The organism is Amorphoplanes digitatis, from assembly GCF_014205335.1.
GTDB classification, from domain to species: Bacteria; Actinomycetota; Actinomycetes; order Mycobacteriales; family Micromonosporaceae; genus Actinoplanes; species Actinoplanes digitatus.
On sequence record NZ_JACHNH010000001.1, the window covers coordinates 1,300,792 to 1,319,057 of the forward strand.

The window sequence follows — 18,266 nt, forward strand, 5'->3', positions numbered from 1 at the left end:
GTCTGTTCGCACGCTAGGCCCTGCCACCGGCGTCAAGGCAAGCGTTCCGGGCCGGCGCGGGTGATCCGGCTCACGGCTGTCACAACGGCCCGGCCCGGGGTGTCTTGAGGCCGAACGGATGCGAACGAGGGAGACACCATGAGCGCGAACATCGACGTCGTCGTGATCGGCGGTGGCTACGCCGGCGTGCTGGCGGCCAATCGGCTGACGCAGCGCGACGACGTGACGGTGACCCTGATCAACCCGCGCCCGGTCTTCGTCGAGCGGGTCCGCCTGCACCAGCTGCTCGGCGGGTCCGACGACGCGGTCGTCGACTACCGGCGGGTCCTGGCCGGGGGCGTCCGGCTGGTGGTCGACACCGTGACCCGGATCGACGTGGCCGGGCGCCGGGTGACGCTGGCGACCGGCGGCACGGCCGGCTACGACTACCTGGTCTACGCGGTGGGCAGCGGCAGCGCCGACCCGGGCGTGCCCGGCGCGGCCGAGTTCGCCCATCCGATCGCCGGCCTCGAGGAGGCGCAGCGGCTGCGCTCGGTCCTCGGCGCGACGCCCGCGACGGCGCCGGTGACGGTCGTCGGCGGCGGCCCGCTCGGCATCGAGACCGCCGCCGAGCTGGCGGAGCTGGGCCGCGCCGTGACCCTGGTCTGCGGCGGGGTGCTCGGCCCGTACCTGCACCCGCGGGGCCGGCGCTCGGTCGCCAAGGCGCTGTCCCGGCTCGGCGTGACCGTGCTCGACGGCCCCGGCACCCGGGCGGCGGCGGTGACGCGCGATGCCGTGCGGCTCGCCGACGGCCGCGAGGTGCCGAGCGCGGTGACGATCTGGGCCGCCGGCTTCGGCGTGCCGGACCTGGCCGCCCGCAGCGGGCTGCGCACCGACGCCGTCGGGCGCCTGCTCACCGACGAGACGCTGACCAGCGTGGATGACGAGCGCATCGTCGCGACGGGCGACTCGGCCGCCCCTTCGGACCTGCCGCTGCGGATGAGCTGCCAGGCCGCGCTTCCGCTGGGCTCGCACGCCGCCGACACGGTGCTCAGCCGGATCGCGGGTGTTCGACCCGCGGACTTCAGCCGGGGGATCGCCGCCATGTGTGTCAGCCTTGGTCGGCGGGCCGGCGTGTTCCAGGTCGCACACCGCAACGACACCGCGACGCGGCTGTACGTCGGCGGACGGCTCGGCGCGAGGCTGAAGGAGGCCGCTTGCAAGAGCCCGGTGAAGCAGCTCGCGGACGAGGCGCGCAGGCCCGGCTCGCACGCCTGGCCGGTCCGGGACGCCAAGCGCCAGGAGCTGCTGCGTGCCACCGCCGAGCGGACGGCCTGAGATGAGCGACAGGGCCGCGGACCCGGCGACCGAGGCCTTCGTGGCACACCGCAACCTGCTCTTCACCGTCGCGTACGAGATGCTCGGGTCGGCGGCCGACGCGGAGGACGTCCTCCAGGAGACCTGGCTGCGGTGGGTGAAGGTCGACCTGGGGCAGGTGCGCGACCAGCGTGCCTACCTGGTCCGGGTCACGACCCGGCAGGCGCTCAACCGGCTGCGCGCCCTGAAGAGCCGCCGGGAGGCGTACGTCGGCCCGTGGCTGCCCGAGCCGCTGCTCACCGCGCCGGACGTCGCCGAGGACGTCGAGCTCGCCGAGAGCGTGTCGATGGCGCTGATGCTCGTGCTCGAGACGCTGTCGCCGACCGAGCGCGCCGTCTTCGTGCTGCGCGAGGCCTTCGACGTCGGCTACGACGAGATCGCGGCGGCCGTCGACAAGAGCCCGGCGGCCGTGCGCCAGATCGCGCACCGCGCCCGCCGGCACGTCGACGCCCGTCGCCCGCGCGCCGCGGTCTCCGCGGACGAGACCCGGGCGGCCATGGAGTCGTTCCGCACCGCGGTGGAGACCGGGGACCTGAAGGGCCTGGTCGAGGTGCTCGCGCCCGGCGTGGTCCTGGTGGGCGACGGCGGCGGCGTCAAGCAGGCCGCGCTGCGGCCGATCGTCGGCGCCGACAAGGTGGGCCGCATCATCCTCGGCGGCCTCGCCAAGGTGACGGCCACGGTCACCACCGAGGCCGGCATGGTCAACGGCAACCCGGCGCTGCTGCTGCGCCTGGACGGGGAGCTCGACGGCATTCTCGCGGTCCGGGTCGAGGACGCCCGCATCGCGGGCCTCTACTACGTACGCAACCCGGCGAAGCTGACCCGGGTGGAGTCGGAGACGCCGCTCGCCCGGCGCTGAAGGCCGGTGCCGGCCGCCACGAAGGTGAAGGCCACCGCCGCGCTCCTGCCGCCGGGTGCGGTCACCACGACCGGTGCCTGACCGGCCCTGGTCCGCGCCGGCAGGGTCATCCTGATCTCGGTGTCCGACACCCGGGTGAAGGCGGTCACCACGCCGCCGACGGTGACCCGGCTGGCGCCGGTGAACCCGCTACCGGTGATCCGCACGGGCGTCGCGGTCCGCAGGGCGGCCTTGGTGACGCTCAGCTTGCTGATCACCGGGACCGGTGCGCGGTAGGTGAACCGCGCGTACGCCCCGGGCGCCGTGACACCGCCCGGTGTGGTCAGCCGGACGTCCACCGCGCCCGCCGCGTGCACCGGCAGGGTCGCCTTGACCTGGGTGGCCGAGACCTTCGTGTACGCGACGCTCACCCCGCCGACGGTCAGCTTGGTGGAGTCGGTGAAGTTCACGCCGGTCACCACGACCGCGGTGCGCGCGTTGGTGAACCCGCCGCTCGGCTTGATCGAGGTGATCGCGGGTGCCGGCGGCGCCACGTAGGTGAACGTGGTGGCGGCGTCGATCGTGCTCACCCCGCCCGGGGTGGTGACCTGCAGGCCCAGGCCGCCGGCCGGGCGCGCGGGCAGGGACAGCCGGAGCTCGGTGTCGGACACCTCGGTGAACGCCACTCCCGTGCCGCCGATGGTGACCTTGGTGGCGCCGGCGAGGCCGGCGCCCCGGACCACGACCGGCGTGGCCTTGTACGTCGGGCCGCTGCTCGGCTCCAGCCCGGTGACGTCCGGGGCGGCAGTGGCCGGAGCGGCCGGAGTGGCGATGCCGTCGACCGCGTACCCGCCGGTGGCGGCCTTGTTGATGAACGCCCAGGAGAGCTTCGCGTCGCCGGCGTTGCCCCAGCGGGTGCCCCACGAGTTGCGGATGTACACGCCCTGCCCGTCGTAGCCGTACGCGGCGATCATGTGCCCGCCGAGGCTCGAGCCGGTCAGCGTGTCGTAGAGGCTGTGGCCGCGCAGGTACATGAAGTCCTGGTAGACCGGGATGGCGAGGGCGACCGGGCGGCCGGACGCCAGCGTCCGCTGGATCAGCGTCTGCGCGGCGGTGCCCTGGTTGCCGCCGACGAACAGCCGGCTCCAGCCGTCGACCCGGTAGTCACGGGCGTTGTCGATCTCGTCCTGGGTCGGCGGCGACTGCCAGTTCGTGGTGCCCTGCCAGTAGTGGTCCTGGGTGTCGACGCCCGCGGCCTGCGCGTTGGTCAGCACGGCGTCGGGGTTGAGCCCGGCGTTCGGCGCGCCGTTCGCGGCGACGTTGCGCATGTACAGGAAGAGCGGGGCGTACGGCGCGCCGGAGCCGCCGGAGCGGTTCGCGTAGTAGCCCATGATGCTGTACCCGATGGTCCAGGCGACGCAGGAGCCGATCTGCCCCTGGTCGCCGGCGGGCGGGGCGTACTGGCGCAGGTCGACGGCGTCGGGCAGCACCTCGAACGCGGACGCGTCGCCGAGCTTGGTCTTCGCCGAGGTCAGGACCGGGCTGGGTAGATAGCCGCCGACGGCGTGCGGAAGCGCTGCGGGTGTCGAGGGTGCGGCGGCCACCGCCGGGGTGGCGGCGGGAAGCGCGGCGACGACGGCCGTGGCGAGCGCCAGCCAGCCCCGGGTCAGGGCTCTGGGCTTGAGGCGCATCCGTGGTCCTTCCGAGGGGCCGGCACGAGGCCATCCCCATCGGCAGGGTGATACGGGTCATGAGATCAATTCATGACTCACGTGCGCGGTGACGATGCGCCAGCCTTGCGGGAGGCGTACCCAGGTCTGCGACTGGCGGCCGAGGGCGTCTGTGCCCGGATATCCGAAAAGCGTCGTCACGACCGCGACGTCCCGGCCGTACGCGGTGATGGTCGTCTCCTTGAGCCGGCGGCCCGGCGGCAGTGGCGGCTGCGCGCGCCGCCAGGCGGCCTGCTCGGGCAGGCCGGTCTGCCGGTCCGCGACGCCGAAGCGCACCGCGCCGTCGGCGAAGAAGCCGACTATGCGCTCGACCTCGTTGGCCACGAGGGCGTCCTCGTAGTCCGCGAACGCGGCGGCGACCTCGGACACGACGTCGGGCCGGTTGATCTCCATGGCGCCTCCTGGCGGTGTTCGGCGGCCCGGCGCGTGACGCGCCGGGCCGCCGGGTGGACGGGCCGGTCAGACCGTGCTGGTCTCCTTGCGGGGTGCGGGCACGTCGCCCTCGGGCGCCGCGGGCGCCTCGGCGGGCTGGTCGCCGCCGGCGTGCAGGCGCTCCAGCTCGATCTCGTCGGCGTCCGGCTGCCGGGGCTCCGGCCTGGTCAGCGCGAACAGCACGCAGACCACGGTCAGCAGCAGGTAGCCGAGGCTGACCGGGCCGTCGGCGTTGAACTGCACCTTCTCCGCGTGGATCAGGCCGACGAAGGTCAGCACCGCGCCCGTGCCGGAGAAGATCGCCGCGTGCCAGAAGCGCTTGTCGATGATGAAGGCGACGATCGCGCCCAGGACCAGGCCGGCCAGGATCGCGCCCTCGCCGAGCGTCTTCAGGCCGTCGTAGACGACGCCCGCGCCGGCCAGGGTGCTGACGCCCACCTCGGCCGCCGAGGTACCCGCCGCCGCCAGGACGTTGTCCATCTGGCCGGTCGCCCAGCTCGCGATGTTGGGGATGAGGGCGGCGACCACGGCCGCGGCGTGCGCCCGCGGCGTGGCCTGGAACGCCTGTGCGCCGATGAGCAGGCCGATGTAGAGCAGGATCGGGACGATCGCCGCGGTCGGGAAGAGGGTGCCCAGCAGCCCGAACATCCCGAAGAAGCAGAGCAGGGCGATGACGACGCCGGTGGCCATCGAGTAGCCGGTGCGGCCGCCCGCCGCCTTCCAGCCGGGGTGGCCGACGTACACGGCCGGCGGGAACGGCGAGCCGAGCATCGAGCCGACGACCGCGCCGCCGCCGTCCGCCAGCAGGACGCTGCGCAGGTTGTAGCGGTCGCCCGCGCTGGCCGCGCTCTCCACATTGGTCATCGCCTCGGTGAAGTTGTAGACGCCCAGCGGGATCGCCGTGGCCAGCAGCGGGGCCATGTCGCGCAGGCCGTCGATGAGCAGGTCGACCTTCAGGTGCGGGAAGGCGAACGCGATGTCCTTGGCGGCCGCCGTCACGTCCGGCACCGACATGGCGCCGCCGATCCAGCCGATCGCGCTGCCGACCAGCAGGGCGACCAGGCCGATCGGCAGGTTGAAGGGCAGCTTGACGTCGGTGAGCAGGCCGACGAGCAGCAGGCCGAAGACCGGCAGTGCGATCCAGGCGGCGCTCCACATCGTCCCGGCCGGGTTCATCGAGATGAAGGTGATGGAGATGCCGGCCAGCGTGCCGAGCAGGGCCGCGCGGGGCGTGTACTTGCGGATGTACGGACCGACGAACGCGCCGATCAGCACGATGACGCCGATGATGAACGCCCAGGCGATGCCGGCCGTCCACGCCTGGATCGGGTCCTTGGTGCGCAGGTAGATCGGCAGCATGATGACGAAGATGACGATGAACATGTGCGGGACGCTGGGCCCGTACGGCATCGCCGTGACGTCGGTGCGGTTCTCCTTGGCGGCCAGGCGGCGCGCCAGGTACGTGTAGTACATGTTGCCGAGCACCAGGGCGATGCCCAGCGCCGGCAGGATGACGCCGAAGACGTTGCCCGGCGCCATCCCGATGACGCCGATGCAGAGGCCGGTCAGGGTCAGCACGTTGACGAGGACGTTGACGCCGAAGCCGAAGAACGCGTTCGTGTCGCCGCGTACCCAGTAGGGAAGTTTCATGGCTCGCTCCTAGAGACGCACGGAGGTGGAATCGGCGACCCAGCCGAAGATGCCGCCCTGTGCGGCGATCATCTCCAGGCCGACCCGCTGGAATTCGGGGAAGTAGGAGCCGACGCAGTCGGCGAGCACGAGGCACTCGTAGCCGCGGTCGTTGGCCTCGCGCACCGTGGTGTGCACGCACACCTCGGTCGTCACGCCCGCCACGAGCAGGCTGCGGATGCCGCCCTTGTCGAGCAGTTCCTGAAGTTCGGTGGCGTAGAAGGCGCCCTTACCGGGCTTGTCGACGACGGCCTCGCCGGGGAGCGGCCGCAGCTCGTCGATGATGTCGTGGCCGTACTCGCCGCGGATGAGGATGCGGCCGAAGGCGCCGGGGTCGCCGATGCGCTTGCTGGGCGCGCCGCGTTCGAGCTTGGCGGGCGGGCAGTCGGTCAGGTCGGGCAGGTGACCCTCCCTGGTGTGGATGATCGGCAGGCCGGCGGCCCGCCAGGTGGTCATGAACGCCGCGAGCGGTGCGATCGTGCGGCGCAGCTGGGAGACGTCGTTGCCGAGGCTCTCGCCGAAGCCGCCGGGCTCGAGGAAGTCCCGCTGCATGTCGATGACCAGCAGCGCGGTGCTCTCCGGTGCGAACGTGAAGGGTGCGGGCTGTGCCTCGACGGTCGGCATCTCAGGCCTCCGTCGCGGCGATGACGTCGTCCGAGGTGGACACGCAGCCGAACACGCCGCCCTGCATGGTGACCATGTGCAGCGCGGCGGCATGGTTCGACGCCTCGGTGGCGCCGGTGCAGTCGGAGAGGATCAGGCACTCGTAGCCGCGGTCGTTGGCCTCCCGCATGGTCGTGTGCACGCAGACATCGGTGGTGATCCCGGTCAGGATCAAATGCGTGATTCCCCGGGTACGCAGGACGAGGTCGAGATTCGTCGCGTAGAAGGCGCCCTTGCCGGGCTTGTCGACGATCACCTCGCCGGCCACCGGTGCGACCTCGGGCACGATCTCCCAGCCCGGCTCGCCCTTGACCAGGATGCGGCCGCACGGTCCCGGTGCGCCGATCTCGGCGCCGACCTGCGCCGAGCGCCACCGCTTGTTGGCCGGCAGGTCGGACAGGTCGGGGTCGTGGCCCTCGCGGGTGTGCACGACGAGCATGCCGAGGCCGCGGGCGTGTGCGAGCAGCCGCGCGGTGGCCGGCAGGCCGGCCCGGGTCAGCGCGATGTCGTAGCCCATCGACTCGACGTAGCCGCCGGGGCCGCAGAAGTCGGTCTGCCAGTCGATGCAGATCAAGGCGGTGCGCTCGACCGGAACCGAGCCGTCGTAGGGCCATAGATAGGGGGTGGCTTTTACCGGGCCGATGATCGCGGTCATATGTCCTGCCTTTCCGGTGTGGAACGGTGTGCCCGCCAGCCGCCGCCGGCGGTGATGTCCTGTGCCGTGGCGACCGCGTAGGCCTCGCAGAGGAAGCCGGTCACCTCGGTGCCGTCGGCCAGCACGACCCGGCCGAGCGACAGGGGCGCGGGAATGCCGGCGAGCAGGCTGCCGACGGTCGCGGCCGGTAGCTGCCACAGCTCGATGTCGATGGCGGCGCCCGTGTCGTCGCGGACCAGGCCCGGCGCGCCCGAGGGCAGCGCGTAGAGCCGGTAGCAGGGCGCCGTGCGGGCCGCGCCGATCAGCGTCGCCCGGCGGTCGGTCAGCTCGGCGTTGCGCGGCTCGCCGCTGAGGTGCAGCCCGACGACGGCGACGGTCATGAGGTCCTGCGTCCGGCCGAGCTCCTCGGCGAGCAGGGCGAGGGTCTCGTCGCTGAAGGCCGGGCCGAACAGCGTCAGGCTGGCGGGCCGGCCCTCCGCGGTGAACCCGTTCGGCACGGTCACCGCGGCGAGGTCGAGCAGGTTCGCGAACTGCGTGTACCGGCCCAGGTTCAGGTTCCGGCCGATGGGGTCGGCGGCGATCTCGGCGTGCGTGTACGTCGTCGCCACGGTCGGCAGGACCAGCACGTCGACGGTCTCGAAGAGCCGCTCGGTCCACGCCTTCAGCTCCCGCAGCCGGTGCAGGCCCCGCCAGGCGTCGACCGCGGTGAACCGCAGCCCGGTCTCGAGCACCTGGCGCGTCACCGGCAGCACCGAGCCGGGATGCGCGCTCAGGAAGTCGCCGAGGTCGGCCAGCCGCTCGGCCACCCAGGGTCCGCGGTACAGCAGGTCGCCCGCCTCGAGCAGCGGCTCGACGTCAACGGTCCGGACGTCGCCGCCGAACCGGTCGAGCCCGGCGGCGTACGCCTTCTCCTGGCCGGCGTCGCCGAGGAAGTCGAGGCCGCGGGCCGCGCCGACGCGCAGCTCGGCCGGGTTCCGCAGCGGGTACGAGCCAGTGCGGCCCCACGCGTCGCCGGTGGCCGGCCCCTTCGCCACCCGCAGGACGGCCGCGGCCCGGGCCACGTCCGGCGCGAAGATCGACACGCAGTCGAGCGAGCGGCAGGCCGGCACGACACCCTTGGTGCTGAGCAGCCCGCGGGTCGGCTTGACGCCGACGATGCCGTTGAGCGCCGCGGGCACCCGTCCGGAGCCCGCGGTGTCGGTGCCGAGGGAGAAGTCGACGAGCCCGGCGGCGACCGCGACGGCCGATCCGGAGCTGGAGCCGCCGGAGATCAGTCCGCCGCCGAAGACGCTCTCCGGCGTACCGTACGGCGACCGGGCGCCGGTCAGCCCGGTGGCGAACTGGTCCATGTTGGTCTTGCCGACCAGCAGCGCGCCGGCGTCGAGCAGCCGCCGCACGACGGGCGCGGTCCGCTCCGGAACGTAGGCGAAGTCGGGGCAGGCCGCGGTGGTCGGCACGCCGGCGACGTCGATGTTGTCCTTGACGGCGAAGGTGAGCCCGGCCAGGGGGAGATCGGCGTTCACGGCGGCGGCCCGGTCCCGCAGCTCCGCCTCGGTGACGGTGCTGATCCAGACTCCGTCGTCGCCGCGGTCGCGGATGCGCTGGAGGACTTCCTTCATTCTGTCGATTGTCGACCGTTCTGTTTCGGTCGAGTCCACGCCAGGTAACGGCCTGATGTCGTGAAGTGATCTAGGGCAGGTAGGTGCGGGCCCCGTGTGCGCTCAGTGCGGAGACGATGGTGTCCGTGTCGCCCTGGGCGAGCGCCGCGAGCAGGCGCTCGTGCCGGTGCACGCCGTCGGACGGCTCGGCGACCTCGGCCTCGCGGCGCAGGTTGACCGCCATGTAGAGCTGGAGCCGGACCAGCACCGATTCGTACAGTGCGGACAGCTGACGGTTGCCGCCGAGCGCGACCACCGCGACGTGGAAGAGCCGGTGCGCGTCGGCGATCGCCAGCCGGTCGCCCGCCTCGGTCGCCTTGCGCATCACCTCGAGCGCGGCGCGCACCGCGGCGAGGTCGGCATCGGGCGGGATGCACGCGACGGCATGCCGCTCCAGGACGTCGCGGACCTCGTAGAGCTCGCGGACGTCGTCGTCGGAGAGGGTGGCGACCCGGACTCCCCGCCGCGGGATGTGCTCGACGAGGCCCTGCTGGGCCAGCAGCCGCAGCGCCTCGCGCAGCGGCGCCCGGCTGATGCCGAGCCTGCGGGTCAGCTGCTCCTCGACGAGTCGCTCGCCGGGGTCGGTGCGGCCGCTGAGAATCTCGCGGCTGAGCCGGTCGTACGCGAGGTCGACGAGGCTGTGACTCTCCAGCTCCTCGTCGCCCACGCGTCGAGTGTGCCAGCACCGCGCCGCAGAGCGCCGACCGGTCCGGTCGGCGCTCACGGCGTACGGATCAGAAGTCGCCGGCGGTGTTGCACTTGGCGCGCTGCACGACGCAGTTCTTCACGCGGTGCCCGAGCGCGGCATTGTCCCAGGCCAGGAACACGTCGCCGTGCATCGAGGACGCCATCTTGGAGGAGAGCTGGAAGCCGTCCGCCGAGCCGCTCGTCGGGTACGCGATCAGGAACGAGATCGACGGGATGGCGACCGGGAAGGCCCCGCCGCAGGTGCCGTCGTAGGTGTACGCGACGTGCGCCTTGTGCGTCGGGCTGTCCAGGTGCACGCCGTCCCAGCAGTCCGGGAAGACGAGCTGGAACATCAGCGTCGCGCCCGGCGCGCACCGCGGCCAGTTGCCGTCCGCGCTCCGGCCGATCTCGCCACCCGCGCCGGCGCAGTAGAACTGGTTGACCGAGCCGGCCGGGGTGGGCGCCTGTAGCCGGGCGTCGCCGGCGATCATCCGGAAACCCTGTGGGAACGGCACCGTTGCGGCCGAGTTGGTCAGCCGTGAGCCGTAGTAGACCACCACGTCCTTGGGCTCGACGACCTGGCCGCGCTCGTAGAGGCTGGGAATCCAGTACGCCGAGAGGTCCTCGGCCGGGCGGCAGCTCGTGCCGGCGTTGCGCAGCAACGTGTCCGTGGTGGTGCCGGCGTCGGTGCTGTCGTTGCCGATGAAGCTGTGCATGTGCGAGGCCCCGGCCATTCCCGGGAAGACGATCGGGTCGTCCGGCCTCGAGTGGCTGTAGAGGCAGGACGCGTTGAACTCGGGCACGCGTACGGAGTTGGCGGGCACCGGCCGCGGCGCCATCGCCCGGAACTCGGCGAGCTGGGCGTTCCACCTGGCCTGATCGATGGGGACCCAGCCCTCGCCCGGGGTGCCGCCGGAGCCGAACGAGAACCAGTTGATGTTGACGAAGTCGCCGGCGCCGGTGTTCCGCATGACCGCGAAGACGGTCTGCGCGCCGGCCGGATGGGTCGCGGCCGTTGCCGTCAGCGTGACCCAGTTCTGCCAGCCGCCGGTCGCCGTGATCGGGAACTGGGCGAGCAGCGGGCCGGTCGCCGACCCGGTACGCAGCTCGACGCTGCCGGTGCCGATGGCCGAGGAGACCCGCGCGGTCACGGTCAGCGCCCCGGCCGCGCCGAGGTCGACGCCGTCGTAGCGCATCCAGTCGCCGTTTGTCAGGTAGGCGGCGTTCTGGCCGCCACCGGCGTCGCCGGTCGGTTCGAGCTGCACGCCGGACTGCGCGGCGTACGCCTCGGCCTGTACGACGGTGGTGGCCGCCGCCGCGGTGCCGGCGACCGCCAGGGAGAGCGCGCCGATCAGGACGGTGGTGAGTGCCGCGGCGAGCAACGCCCGCGTGCCGGGGGTCGGTGATCTGTGCATGGCGATCCTTCGGGGGACGGGGCCGCCCTCGCCGCGGTGGGGGATCGGCTGGGGAGGGCCGGTCGGTCGTTCGGGGTGCCCCGGAGTATGCCGCTGGGGAAGCGCTTTCTCGATCCCTGCGGCGGGATTCTAGGCGTCATGTGCGGAAAGATGCGCCTGCTGCGGGGAAGCGCTTTCTCGCCCTGTCAGGGCAGGAGCTGATCCAGGGCGGGGGACTGGGTGAAGATCCCGTCCTCGCGGCCGAGCGTGGCCAGCTGCTCCAGCGACGCCCGGTTGATGTCGCTCGACCAGTTCGGCAGGATCATCGCCGTGCGGACGGTGTCGGTGATCTGGGTGTAGGTGCCGACCGTGTCGCGGATCTCCTCCGGGTGGCCGGCGGCGTACCGCAGCGACTCGTTCACCGCCTCGGCGAAGCGGGCGACCAGGTCCGGATCCACCTCGATGGTCGGGCGGCTGGTGAAGTACATGGCCACCGTCAGGTCCGGCGCGGTGTCGACGAAGTTGGACGCCACCACCTGGCCGCCCTGGGTGAGCGCCTCGGAGAGCTGGGGCTCCACCACCCAGGCGGCGTCCACCTGCCGGGCCTGCAACGCGGACGGCATCTCCGAGAACGGCATCGCCTGGAACCGGATGCCGGTCGGGTTCCCGCCGGCCCGGCGCACCGACTGCCGCACCGTGGTGTCGCCCAGGTTCCGCAGGGTGTTGACCGCGATCCGCTTGCCGGCCAGGTCCTTCGCCGACCGGATCGGGCTGCCGTCGGTGACGACGACGGCGGAGAAGTCCCGGCCGGCCCGCCCGGTCGAGGCGACCCCGTTCGCCACCGCCTTGAGCGGCGCGCCCTCGGACTGCGCCGCCATCAGCGAGGTCACGTTGCTGAAGCCGAACTGGTAGCGCCCGGCGAGCACGCCCTTGACGATCAGCGCGCCGCCCTGCTCGGGCACCAGTGTGAGATCGATGCCCCGGCGGCTGAAGAAGCCCTTCTGCCGGCCGAGATAGACCGGCGCCACGTCGACGATCGGGATGACGCCGACGCTGATCTTGGTGCCCGCCACGCCGGGCCCCTCGCCGGAGGTGCAGGCGTACGCCGCGAGCAGCGTGGCGATCGCGGTCGCCACGGCGAGAATCCGACGCATCCTGTGCACTCCTGAAGCCATCGACGAGGGTGTGCCCGGCGAACCGTACCCCGTAGTCCGCCCCCGGGGTGGTGCCGGAACGGACAGAGGTCGATGTCTACCCGGGCAGTACCCACCACAGGGGACGGAGCCCTTCTCGCTCGCCCGGGATGAGGCGCGGTCGGCGCGTACCCGGCAGGCTCGGCCCGTGACCAACTACCTGATCCGGGTGGCCGGGCATCTCTCCGACGAGCTGTTGACCGCATTTCCGCTGCTCTCCGCGCAGCCGCAGACGGTACTTCGCGGGGAGCTGCCGAATCAGGCGGTTCTGTCCGATGTGCTCCTGCGGCTCGACGAGCTCGGGGTGCAGATCGTCGAGGTGGTGTATCTCCCGGAGCATCCCGGCCCGTCGATCCGGCACGGCCGCACCCTGACCTGAGCGGACAGCATCCCGGAACGGAACGCATCGTTCCGATTCCCGGTAGGCTGTCTCCATGACGACGAAGATGCCGGGCCGCCGTACCCAGGCGGCGCGCAACGACACCGTGATCCTCGAGGCCGCCCGCGAGGTTTTCCTCGCCGACCCCAAGGCGCCGATCGCCGCGGTGGCCGAGCGGGCCGGCGTCGGCATCAGCGCCCTCTACCGCAGGTACGCGAACAAGGAGGATCTGCTCCGCCGGCTCTGCCACGACGGCCTGCGCCGCTACCTGGAGGTGGCCGAGTCGGCGGCCGCCGAGCCCGACGGCTGGCAGGCGTTCTCCGACTTCCTGCGCCGCCTGGTCGACGCGGACGTGCACTCGCTGACCGTGCACCTGGCCGGGACCTTCACGCCGACGCCGGAGATGACGAGCGACGCGCAGCGCGCCACCGCGCTCGCGGCCGGGCTGGTCGAGCGGGCGCAGGCCGGTGGCCGGCTGCGCGCGGACGCGGTGGTGCAGGACGTCGCCCTGCTGCTGGAGGGCTGCGCCGCGGTGCGCGTGCCGGACGCGGAGCGGACCCGGGAACTGCGGCAGCGCTACCTGGCGCTGCTGCTGACCGGCCTGTCGGCCGGGGACGGCGAGCCGCTGCCCGGCCCCGCGCCCGGCGCGGAGGAGTTGAACTGGCGCTGGCGGCGCTGATCCGCCTTCATTCCGTAAGACATTTCGATGCCCGCCGGAGTTTCTCCGCAGGGCATCGGTGTTTTACGGTGGGCCGCGGTCTATTGCGTGCGGATCATACGAGTGTCCGCCGAGGAATATTTGCTCAGGAGCAAAATCGACGGCGTGTCGTTGCCGTGAGGTGCTCGCTAAATCGCGAAAAGTCGATTCCCGGACGCGGTGAATCGCTCGTTATGGCGGTATTCCGCCGCTCCGCGACCGCCGTCGACGCATGAAATGGCGGTCCCTCCGCTTTGTTTGCGCCCAGGTAGTTCGCCTGCTGAGCGCGGTCAGCGGCTGGCAGAATAGGTTCTCCGGTCGCAATATCACGCGTGGCGGTGATTGGTTGCGTGTTTCTTATCAACCGAAAGGTCTGATCTTCCCGGCCGGTCGGCCGGAGCCTATCGTCCGCCCGGCGGATAGGGCATAAATCCGCGGAATCGCCCTCGGGTTTTGAATCCGCAACGGCGCAACACGCTAAATCACCTAATCGAGTTAACGTCGACCTGATCCGCGAATTCCGGCGCCCGATTGTGTTTATGTTGATCAAGCAATTGACCTGCCTAGAAAAGGTGGTTTCATGAGTAGGGCAACACGAATGCTGGCGGTGACCGGAATGGCTGTGGTCACCGTGGCGACCCTCGCGGTCGGCCCGGCTGCCGCGGCGCCGTCGACGCCGGCGGCGCTGACCGCGAACGCGGCAACGACGCAGGGCGTCGCGCAGGAGCACCAGGCTCCCCGCGATCGCTTCATCCGCAACTACCGCTACCGGGGTGACTGCGTGTACGCCGGCCGTCGTGGGGTGCGGTGGGACCGCTGGGACTACTTCTCCTGCCAGCGGACCCGCTGGGGCGGTTGGGCGCTCTGGGTCGGTTGGCGCTGGAACAACAACGACAACAACTGGAACAACAACCACCACGGTCCCGGCGGTCCCGGCGGTCCGGGTGGTCCCGGCGGTCCCGGCGGTCCGGGTGGTCCGGGCGGTCCTGGTGGTCCGGGCGGTCCCCACGGCGGTGGCGGGGGTCCGCACCAGGGTGGCGGGCACCGCTAGTCATACCTGACCGACAGCACGAGACGGGCCACATCCATCCGGGTGTGGCCCGTTGTCGTTCCTGCCCGCCGCGCGAGTGTGCCGGAATCGCCCGGCAATGTGGGTACCTGCGCGGCGCGGCCACGGCCGGCGTCACCACCGCCTCGATCATCCGGGAGGCCTGCGAGTAGCCTGACGCGCCTCCGCCCCCGGATCGATAGAGGAAACGTGTCCTACTCAGAGCAGCCGTCCATGACACAGGCACCGTACGCGCAGCTTGCCGTCGCCTCCTGCCGGATGTGCGGCAGCGTGCCCGCCGCGCCGGTGACCTTCCGCGGGCACCGTGGCCTCGTCGTGCTGATGCAGTTCCTCAGCCAGGAGGGGCCGTTCTGCCGCGACTGCGGACTGTCCACGTTCCGCAGCATGACGTCACGCACCCTGGTGCAGGGCTGGTGGGGCTACGGATCGTTCATCGTCACGCCGATCACGGTGCTGATCAACCTGGCCAAGCGCGGCAAGGTGGCCAACCTGGCGCCGCCGCAGCCGAACCCGTACGGCCCCAGCCGCCCGCCGATGGAGCCGGGCCCGCGCCTGCTCCAGCGGCCGATGACCATCATCGGCCTCGCCATCCCGTTCGCGCTGGTGCTCACGCTGATCACGCTGGCCAACCTCGGCTCGTAGGCCCGGCGCGTGACGGGGGGTGTGCGGAGACGCCCACCCCCTCCGTGTTCAAGCGTTTCCCTCTCGCGGTGCGGACCGCGGAGGGAGAATTTGCTCATGCGGATCGGAATCATCGGCGGTGGTGAGCTGGGCGGATCGTTGGCCGAGTGGTGGGCGCAGGCCGGTCACGACGTCGTCATCAGCGCGCCTGCGGCCGATCGGGGACTCACCGGCATCGTCACCGCGACGGACGCCGCCACCTTCGGTGACGTCGTACTTTTCGCGCCCGAGTGGGTGTCCGCGCACTCGCTGATCGACGCGACCGCCGGCGCGCTGACCGGAAAGCCCGTGCTGGACGCGACCAACCCCGTCGTCTGGACCAGGGGGCACGGGTACGAGCGCGCGGTGCCCAAGGGCCACAGCGGCATCGAGACGCTGTCGGAATGGGCGCCCGACGCCCAGTGGGTCAAGGCGTTCAACACGTGCTCGCCCGGCGTGCTCCGGCGTCGTCGTGGCCGGGATCCGCTGCTCGCGGAGTTCATCTGCACCGACCACCGGGAGGCGCGCGACGCGGCGACCCGGCTCATCGGGGACATCGGGTTCGCGCCGTTCTTCGCGGGCGGGGCGACGAACGCCTGCCTGACCGAGACCGGCGGTCCGCTGCGGCTGCGGGAGGTCGACGTCGCGGACGCCACGGCCGTCTTCGCGGAGGCCGTCGCGAGCGGGCGATAGCCCCCACCTCGAACGACTCACTGCATCATGGCTGCTGCATGGTCGTGGGTTCTCGAACGGATGACGCTGGAGCACAAGCGGCCGCCGATGTTGACCGCCCGCGGCCGGACGTTCCAGACTGCCGAAGAGGCATGGAACGGGCACTGATCAGGGGAGAAGACATGGAGGTCGAGCCCCCGTACGTGTTCAGCGGGGACCAGCAGGCGGAATCCGGTCTGTCGGTCACCCGGGCCCCCGACAATTCGGTGATCGAGATCGCGGTGCAGGGGCGGTGGAGCCGCCGCATGTGTCTCGACGTGCACGCCCTGCTGCGCGGGTGCATGGCGGAGCGCCCCTCGGCGATCATCGTCGACCTGCACGACCTCAGCGACCTGGACGCGGCGAGCGCCGGCGTGTGGCTCGCCGGCGCCCGGGCGGCGAGCGCGCTCCGGCCGTCGCCCCAGTTGGTCCTGACCATGCCGCCGACCAGGCAACTGGCCAGTCGGCTGCGCAGGCTCGGCGCCGTACGCATCCTGCCCATATTCGTCACCGTCGAGCAGGCCCGCGCCGCCGTCGCCGACCGGATGCTGCTGACCGACCGCCTGTACCTGAGCCGGCTGCGCCCCGAACCGGCCTCGGCCGGCGCCGCCGGCGACCTGGTCACGGTCGCCTGCGACGCCTGGGGCCTGCCGAACCTGGTGGACACCAGCCGGAAGGTGATGTCGGCGCTGGTGACCAACGCGGTCGAACACACCGGCACCGACATGGCCGTCACGGTGTCCCGCCGCGGCTGCGGCATCTACCTCGGGGTGCGCGACGGCGATCCGCGGCTGACGGGCGTGCTCGATCCGGCCGCCGACGACTCCGGCGCCGCCGTGCGGGGGTACGGCGAGGGCCTGCGGATGGTGGACGCCCGGGCCAGCGTCTGGGGTGCCATGCCGGCCGTCGACGGCAAGGTGGTGTGGGCGATCGTCCGCCCGCTGCCGTAGCGCGTGCGGGCCGGGCGCGCCGCCCGGCCCGCACGCTCCGGATTCTCAGGACGCGGTGCAGGACACCGCCGGGATGCCGTTGGTGCCGGTCCAGCTTCCGAGGAACCCGAACTCGGTCCAGGCGCCGGCGCCGAGCCGGCCGTTGTAGCTCACGTTGCGCGCGGTGACGCTCGAGGTGCCGGTGATCGTCGCGTTCCACGCCTGGGTGACGCTCTGGCCGTTGGGGAAGGTCCAGCTCACCGTCCAGCCGTTGACGGCGGCGCCGCCGGCGGTCACCCGCACGGTGCCCTGGAAGCCGCCGGGCCACTGGCCGGCGACGGTGTACGTCGCCGTGCAGCCCTGACCGGTGGGCGGCGGGGTGCTGGTCGGCGGCGTCGTCGGTGGCGTTGTCGGCGGGGTGGTCGGTGGCGTCGTCGGCGGTGTGGTCGGCGGTGTTGTCGGGCCGCCGCCGTAGACGGTGGCCTCCTTGGCGGTGGCCTTGATGCCGTTGGCGCCGTTGAAGATCCGCTGGCCCCAGGTGGTCAGCTGGGCCGGGTCGAAGCCGGTCGCCATGTCCAGGTACGGGTCGGTGTTTCCGGACCAGGACCAGCCCAGGTACCCGAGGCCCCGGGAGACCGACTCGGCAAGCACCGTCTCGTGATCGACGTTGCCGGACGAGCGTTGCCAGCCGAACTCGCCGATGACCAGTGGCCAGCCCGCCGCCTGGAAGCGGTTGAGGTAGTCGGTGATGCTCGCGGGCGTGCTGAACACGTCGTACATGTGGATCGACAGCACGGTGTTGTGCAGGCTGTCGGCGTTCAGCACGGTCTGCGCGTTGTCCCGCATGACGTACTGCCAGTCCTGCCCCCAGTTGGGGCCGTCGATCATGATCAGGTGCTCGAACCCGTTGCTGCGCATCTTCTGGATGGCGGCGGTGGTCGCGCTGGTCCACTGGCCGGCGTTGGTGTTGCCGATCGGCTCGTTGCCGATGTTGATCACGACATAGCTCTCCTGCCCGACCAGCGCGCTCTTCTGGCTGATCCAGTAGTTGACCGCCTCGTCGAGCGTGGCGGCGGCGGCGTCCTCGCCGTAGCCGGTGGTGTCGTGTACCTCGAGGACGCAGATCAGCCGCTGCTGCCGGCACAGCGAGATCACATTGGCGACGTCCGTTGACGGGCCCCATCGCTTGCCGCTGCCCAGCACGACGCGCACGGTGTTCGCGCCGAGCGCCTTGACGTCGGCGAACGACTTGGTCTGGTTGGTGTACCAGACGTGCGGGTGGTTGATCCCGCGCATGACGAAGGTCTGGCCGTTGGCCTCGACGATGTTCCGGCCGCTGATGTGGAGTCCCACGGCGGCCGACGCCGGCGCGGAGAACACCACAATCGAAGCGGCGATGGCGAGCAGGGAAATGCCCAGGATGGCGAGTCGTCTCTTCATGAGCTACCTCAGAACGAGTTGCCCCGGAGAATGGGGGCAGAAGGCGTCCGGCCCACGGACATGGACCCGACGATGACTGCCCGGCT

The 18,266-nt window shown here is 71.7% G+C and carries 18 protein-coding genes; 8 read left to right on the forward strand and 10 right to left on the reverse strand.

Annotated elements, in window-relative coordinates:
• The first annotated feature begins 138 nt into the window (after positions 1-138).
• Together BJ971_RS06050 and BJ971_RS06055 are read left to right on the forward strand one after the other, a co-directional pair.
• Positions 139-1,317: an NAD(P)/FAD-dependent oxidoreductase gene (locus BJ971_RS06050; protein ID WP_184990584.1), complete on the forward strand. Its 1,179-nt coding sequence runs from the start codon at positions 139-141 to the stop codon at positions 1,315-1,317.
• A gap of 1 nt (position 1,318) precedes the next feature.
• Positions 1,319-2,215 (forward strand): RNA polymerase sigma-70 factor, encoded by an 897-nt coding sequence (locus BJ971_RS06055; protein ID WP_184990585.1) that lies wholly within the window; start codon positions 1,319-1,321, stop codon positions 2,213-2,215.
• On the opposite strand, the gene BJ971_RS06060 is transcribed toward BJ971_RS06055, so the two are convergent.
• The 9 genes from BJ971_RS06060 to BJ971_RS06100 all read right to left on the reverse strand — a co-directional run bounded on the left by BJ971_RS06060 (position 2,152) and on the right by BJ971_RS06100 (position 12,256).
• Positions 2,152-3,885, reverse strand: a complete 1,734-nt coding sequence (locus tag BJ971_RS06060) for an IPT/TIG domain-containing protein (RefSeq protein ID WP_184990586.1) — start codon at positions 3,883-3,885, stop codon at positions 2,152-2,154. The two genes, BJ971_RS06055 and BJ971_RS06060, sit on opposite strands and share 64 nt — an antisense overlap.
• Before the next feature lie 57 nt (positions 3,886-3,942).
• A complete protein-coding gene (locus BJ971_RS06065) occupies positions 3,943-4,317 on the reverse strand; it encodes an AtzH-like domain-containing protein (RefSeq protein ID WP_184990588.1) in 375 nt (124 codons plus the stop codon).
• 66 nt (positions 4,318-4,383) lie between these two features.
• Positions 4,384-6,006, reverse strand: coding sequence for a SulP family inorganic anion transporter (locus tag BJ971_RS06070; RefSeq protein ID WP_184990590.1), 1,623 nt, complete (start codon positions 6,004-6,006; stop codon positions 4,384-4,386).
• Between the two features lie 9 nt (positions 6,007-6,015).
• Positions 6,016-6,669: a cysteine hydrolase family protein gene (locus tag BJ971_RS06075; protein ID WP_184990592.1), complete on the reverse strand. Its 654-nt coding sequence runs from the start codon at positions 6,667-6,669 to the stop codon at positions 6,016-6,018.
• 1 nt (position 6,670) lies between these two features.
• A complete protein-coding gene (biuH, locus tag BJ971_RS06080) occupies positions 6,671-7,363 on the reverse strand; it encodes a biuret amidohydrolase (protein WP_203709315.1) in 693 nt (230 codons plus the stop codon).
• Entirely contained in the window at positions 7,360-9,021 is a 1,662-nt protein-coding gene (gene atzF, locus BJ971_RS06085) for an allophanate hydrolase (protein WP_275411377.1), read from the reverse strand. The genes biuH and atzF overlap by 4 nt, the downstream gene beginning before the upstream one ends.
• 31 nt (positions 9,022-9,052) lie before the next feature.
• Positions 9,053-9,688, reverse strand: coding sequence for a GntR family transcriptional regulator (locus tag BJ971_RS06090; protein ID WP_184990596.1), 636 nt, complete (start codon positions 9,686-9,688; stop codon positions 9,053-9,055).
• Positions 9,689-9,755: 67 nt separating this feature from the next.
• Positions 9,756-11,123 carry a DUF1996 domain-containing protein gene (locus BJ971_RS06095; protein WP_184990598.1) on the reverse strand — a complete coding sequence of 456 codons (1,368 nt, stop codon included), beginning with the start codon at positions 11,121-11,123 and terminating at the stop codon, positions 9,756-9,758.
• Between the two features lie 185 nt (positions 11,124-11,308).
• The gene (locus tag BJ971_RS06100) at positions 11,309-12,256 is read right to left on the reverse strand and encodes an ABC transporter substrate-binding protein (protein ID WP_184990600.1); all 948 of its coding nucleotides are present in this window, start codon (positions 12,254-12,256) and stop codon (positions 11,309-11,311) included.
• Positions 12,257-12,443: 187 nt separating this feature from the next.
• On the opposite strand from BJ971_RS06100, the gene BJ971_RS06105 reads away from it, so the two are divergent.
• The 6 genes from BJ971_RS06105 (at position 12,444) to BJ971_RS06130 (ending at position 16,761) form a co-directional block, all read left to right on the forward strand.
• Positions 12,444-12,674: a DUF8691 family protein gene (locus BJ971_RS06105; RefSeq protein ID WP_184990602.1), complete on the forward strand. Its 231-nt coding sequence runs from the start codon at positions 12,444-12,446 to the stop codon at positions 12,672-12,674.
• Positions 12,675-12,729: 55 nt separating this feature from the next.
• Positions 12,730-13,353: a TetR/AcrR family transcriptional regulator gene (locus BJ971_RS06110; RefSeq protein WP_203709314.1), complete on the forward strand. Its 624-nt coding sequence runs from the start codon at positions 12,730-12,732 to the stop codon at positions 13,351-13,353.
• Between the two features lie 598 nt (positions 13,354-13,951).
• Positions 13,952-14,422 (forward strand): hypothetical protein, encoded by a 471-nt coding sequence (locus tag BJ971_RS06115; RefSeq protein WP_184999366.1) that lies wholly within the window; start codon positions 13,952-13,954, stop codon positions 14,420-14,422.
• Between the two features lie 231 nt (positions 14,423-14,653).
• Positions 14,654-15,082, forward strand: a complete 429-nt coding sequence (locus BJ971_RS06120) for a hypothetical protein (protein ID WP_184990604.1) — start codon at positions 14,654-14,656, stop codon at positions 15,080-15,082.
• A gap of 96 nt (positions 15,083-15,178) precedes the next feature.
• On the forward strand, positions 15,179-15,793 hold the full coding sequence (locus tag BJ971_RS06125) for an NADPH-dependent F420 reductase (RefSeq protein ID WP_184990606.1): 615 nt from the start codon (positions 15,179-15,181) through the stop codon (positions 15,791-15,793).
• A 161-nt stretch (positions 15,794-15,954) separates the two neighbouring features.
• The gene (locus BJ971_RS06130) at positions 15,955-16,761 is read left to right on the forward strand and encodes an ATP-binding protein (protein WP_184990608.1); all 807 of its coding nucleotides are present in this window, start codon (positions 15,955-15,957) and stop codon (positions 16,759-16,761) included.
• 45 nt (positions 16,762-16,806) lie between these two features.
• Here the strand turns inward: BJ971_RS06130 and BJ971_RS06135 are convergent, their stop codons facing one another.
• Positions 16,807-18,180 (reverse strand): cellulase family glycosylhydrolase, encoded by a 1,374-nt coding sequence (locus BJ971_RS06135; protein WP_184990610.1) that lies wholly within the window; start codon positions 18,178-18,180, stop codon positions 16,807-16,809.
• Between the last annotated feature and the right edge of the window lie 86 nt (positions 18,181-18,266).

Bases quoted from the DNA above. Each gene is read 5' to 3' on its own strand.
- BJ971_RS06120 (WP_184990604.1), top strand. From the start codon at position 14,654: ATGACACAGGCACCGTACGCGCAGCTTGCCGTCGCCTCCTGCCGGATG.
- BJ971_RS06050 (WP_184990584.1), top strand. From the start codon at position 139: ATGAGCGCGAACATCGACGTCGTCGTGATCGGCGGTGGCTACGCCGGC.
- BJ971_RS06070 (WP_184990590.1), bottom strand. From the start codon at position 6,006: ATGAAACTTCCCTACTGGGTACGCGGCGACACGAACGCGTTCTTCGGC.
- BJ971_RS06055 (WP_184990585.1), top strand. From the start codon at position 1,319: ATGAGCGACAGGGCCGCGGACCCGGCGACCGAGGCCTTCGTGGCACAC.
- BJ971_RS06065 (WP_184990588.1), bottom strand. From the start codon at position 4,317: ATGGAGATCAACCGGCCCGACGTCGTGTCCGAGGTCGCCGCCGCGTTC.
- biuH (WP_203709315.1), bottom strand. From the start codon at position 7,363: ATGACCGCGATCATCGGCCCGGTAAAAGCCACCCCCTATCTATGGCCC.
- BJ971_RS06115 (WP_184999366.1), top strand. From the start codon at position 13,952: ATGAGTAGGGCAACACGAATGCTGGCGGTGACCGGAATGGCTGTGGTC.
- BJ971_RS06060 (WP_184990586.1), bottom strand. From the start codon at position 3,885: ATGCGCCTCAAGCCCAGAGCCCTGACCCGGGGCTGGCTGGCGCTCGCC.
- BJ971_RS06095 (WP_184990598.1), bottom strand. From the start codon at position 11,123: ATGCACAGATCACCGACCCCCGGCACGCGGGCGTTGCTCGCCGCGGCA.
- BJ971_RS06075 (WP_184990592.1), bottom strand. From the start codon at position 6,669: ATGCCGACCGTCGAGGCACAGCCCGCACCCTTCACGTTCGCACCGGAG.
- BJ971_RS06130 (WP_184990608.1), top strand. From the start codon at position 15,955: ATGGAGGTCGAGCCCCCGTACGTGTTCAGCGGGGACCAGCAGGCGGAA.
- BJ971_RS06125 (WP_184990606.1), top strand. From the start codon at position 15,179: ATGCGGATCGGAATCATCGGCGGTGGTGAGCTGGGCGGATCGTTGGCC.
- BJ971_RS06110 (WP_203709314.1), top strand. From the start codon at position 12,730: ATGACGACGAAGATGCCGGGCCGCCGTACCCAGGCGGCGCGCAACGAC.
- BJ971_RS06135 (WP_184990610.1), bottom strand. From the start codon at position 18,180: ATGAAGAGACGACTCGCCATCCTGGGCATTTCCCTGCTCGCCATCGCC.
- BJ971_RS06100 (WP_184990600.1), bottom strand. From the start codon at position 12,256: ATGCGTCGGATTCTCGCCGTGGCGACCGCGATCGCCACGCTGCTCGCG.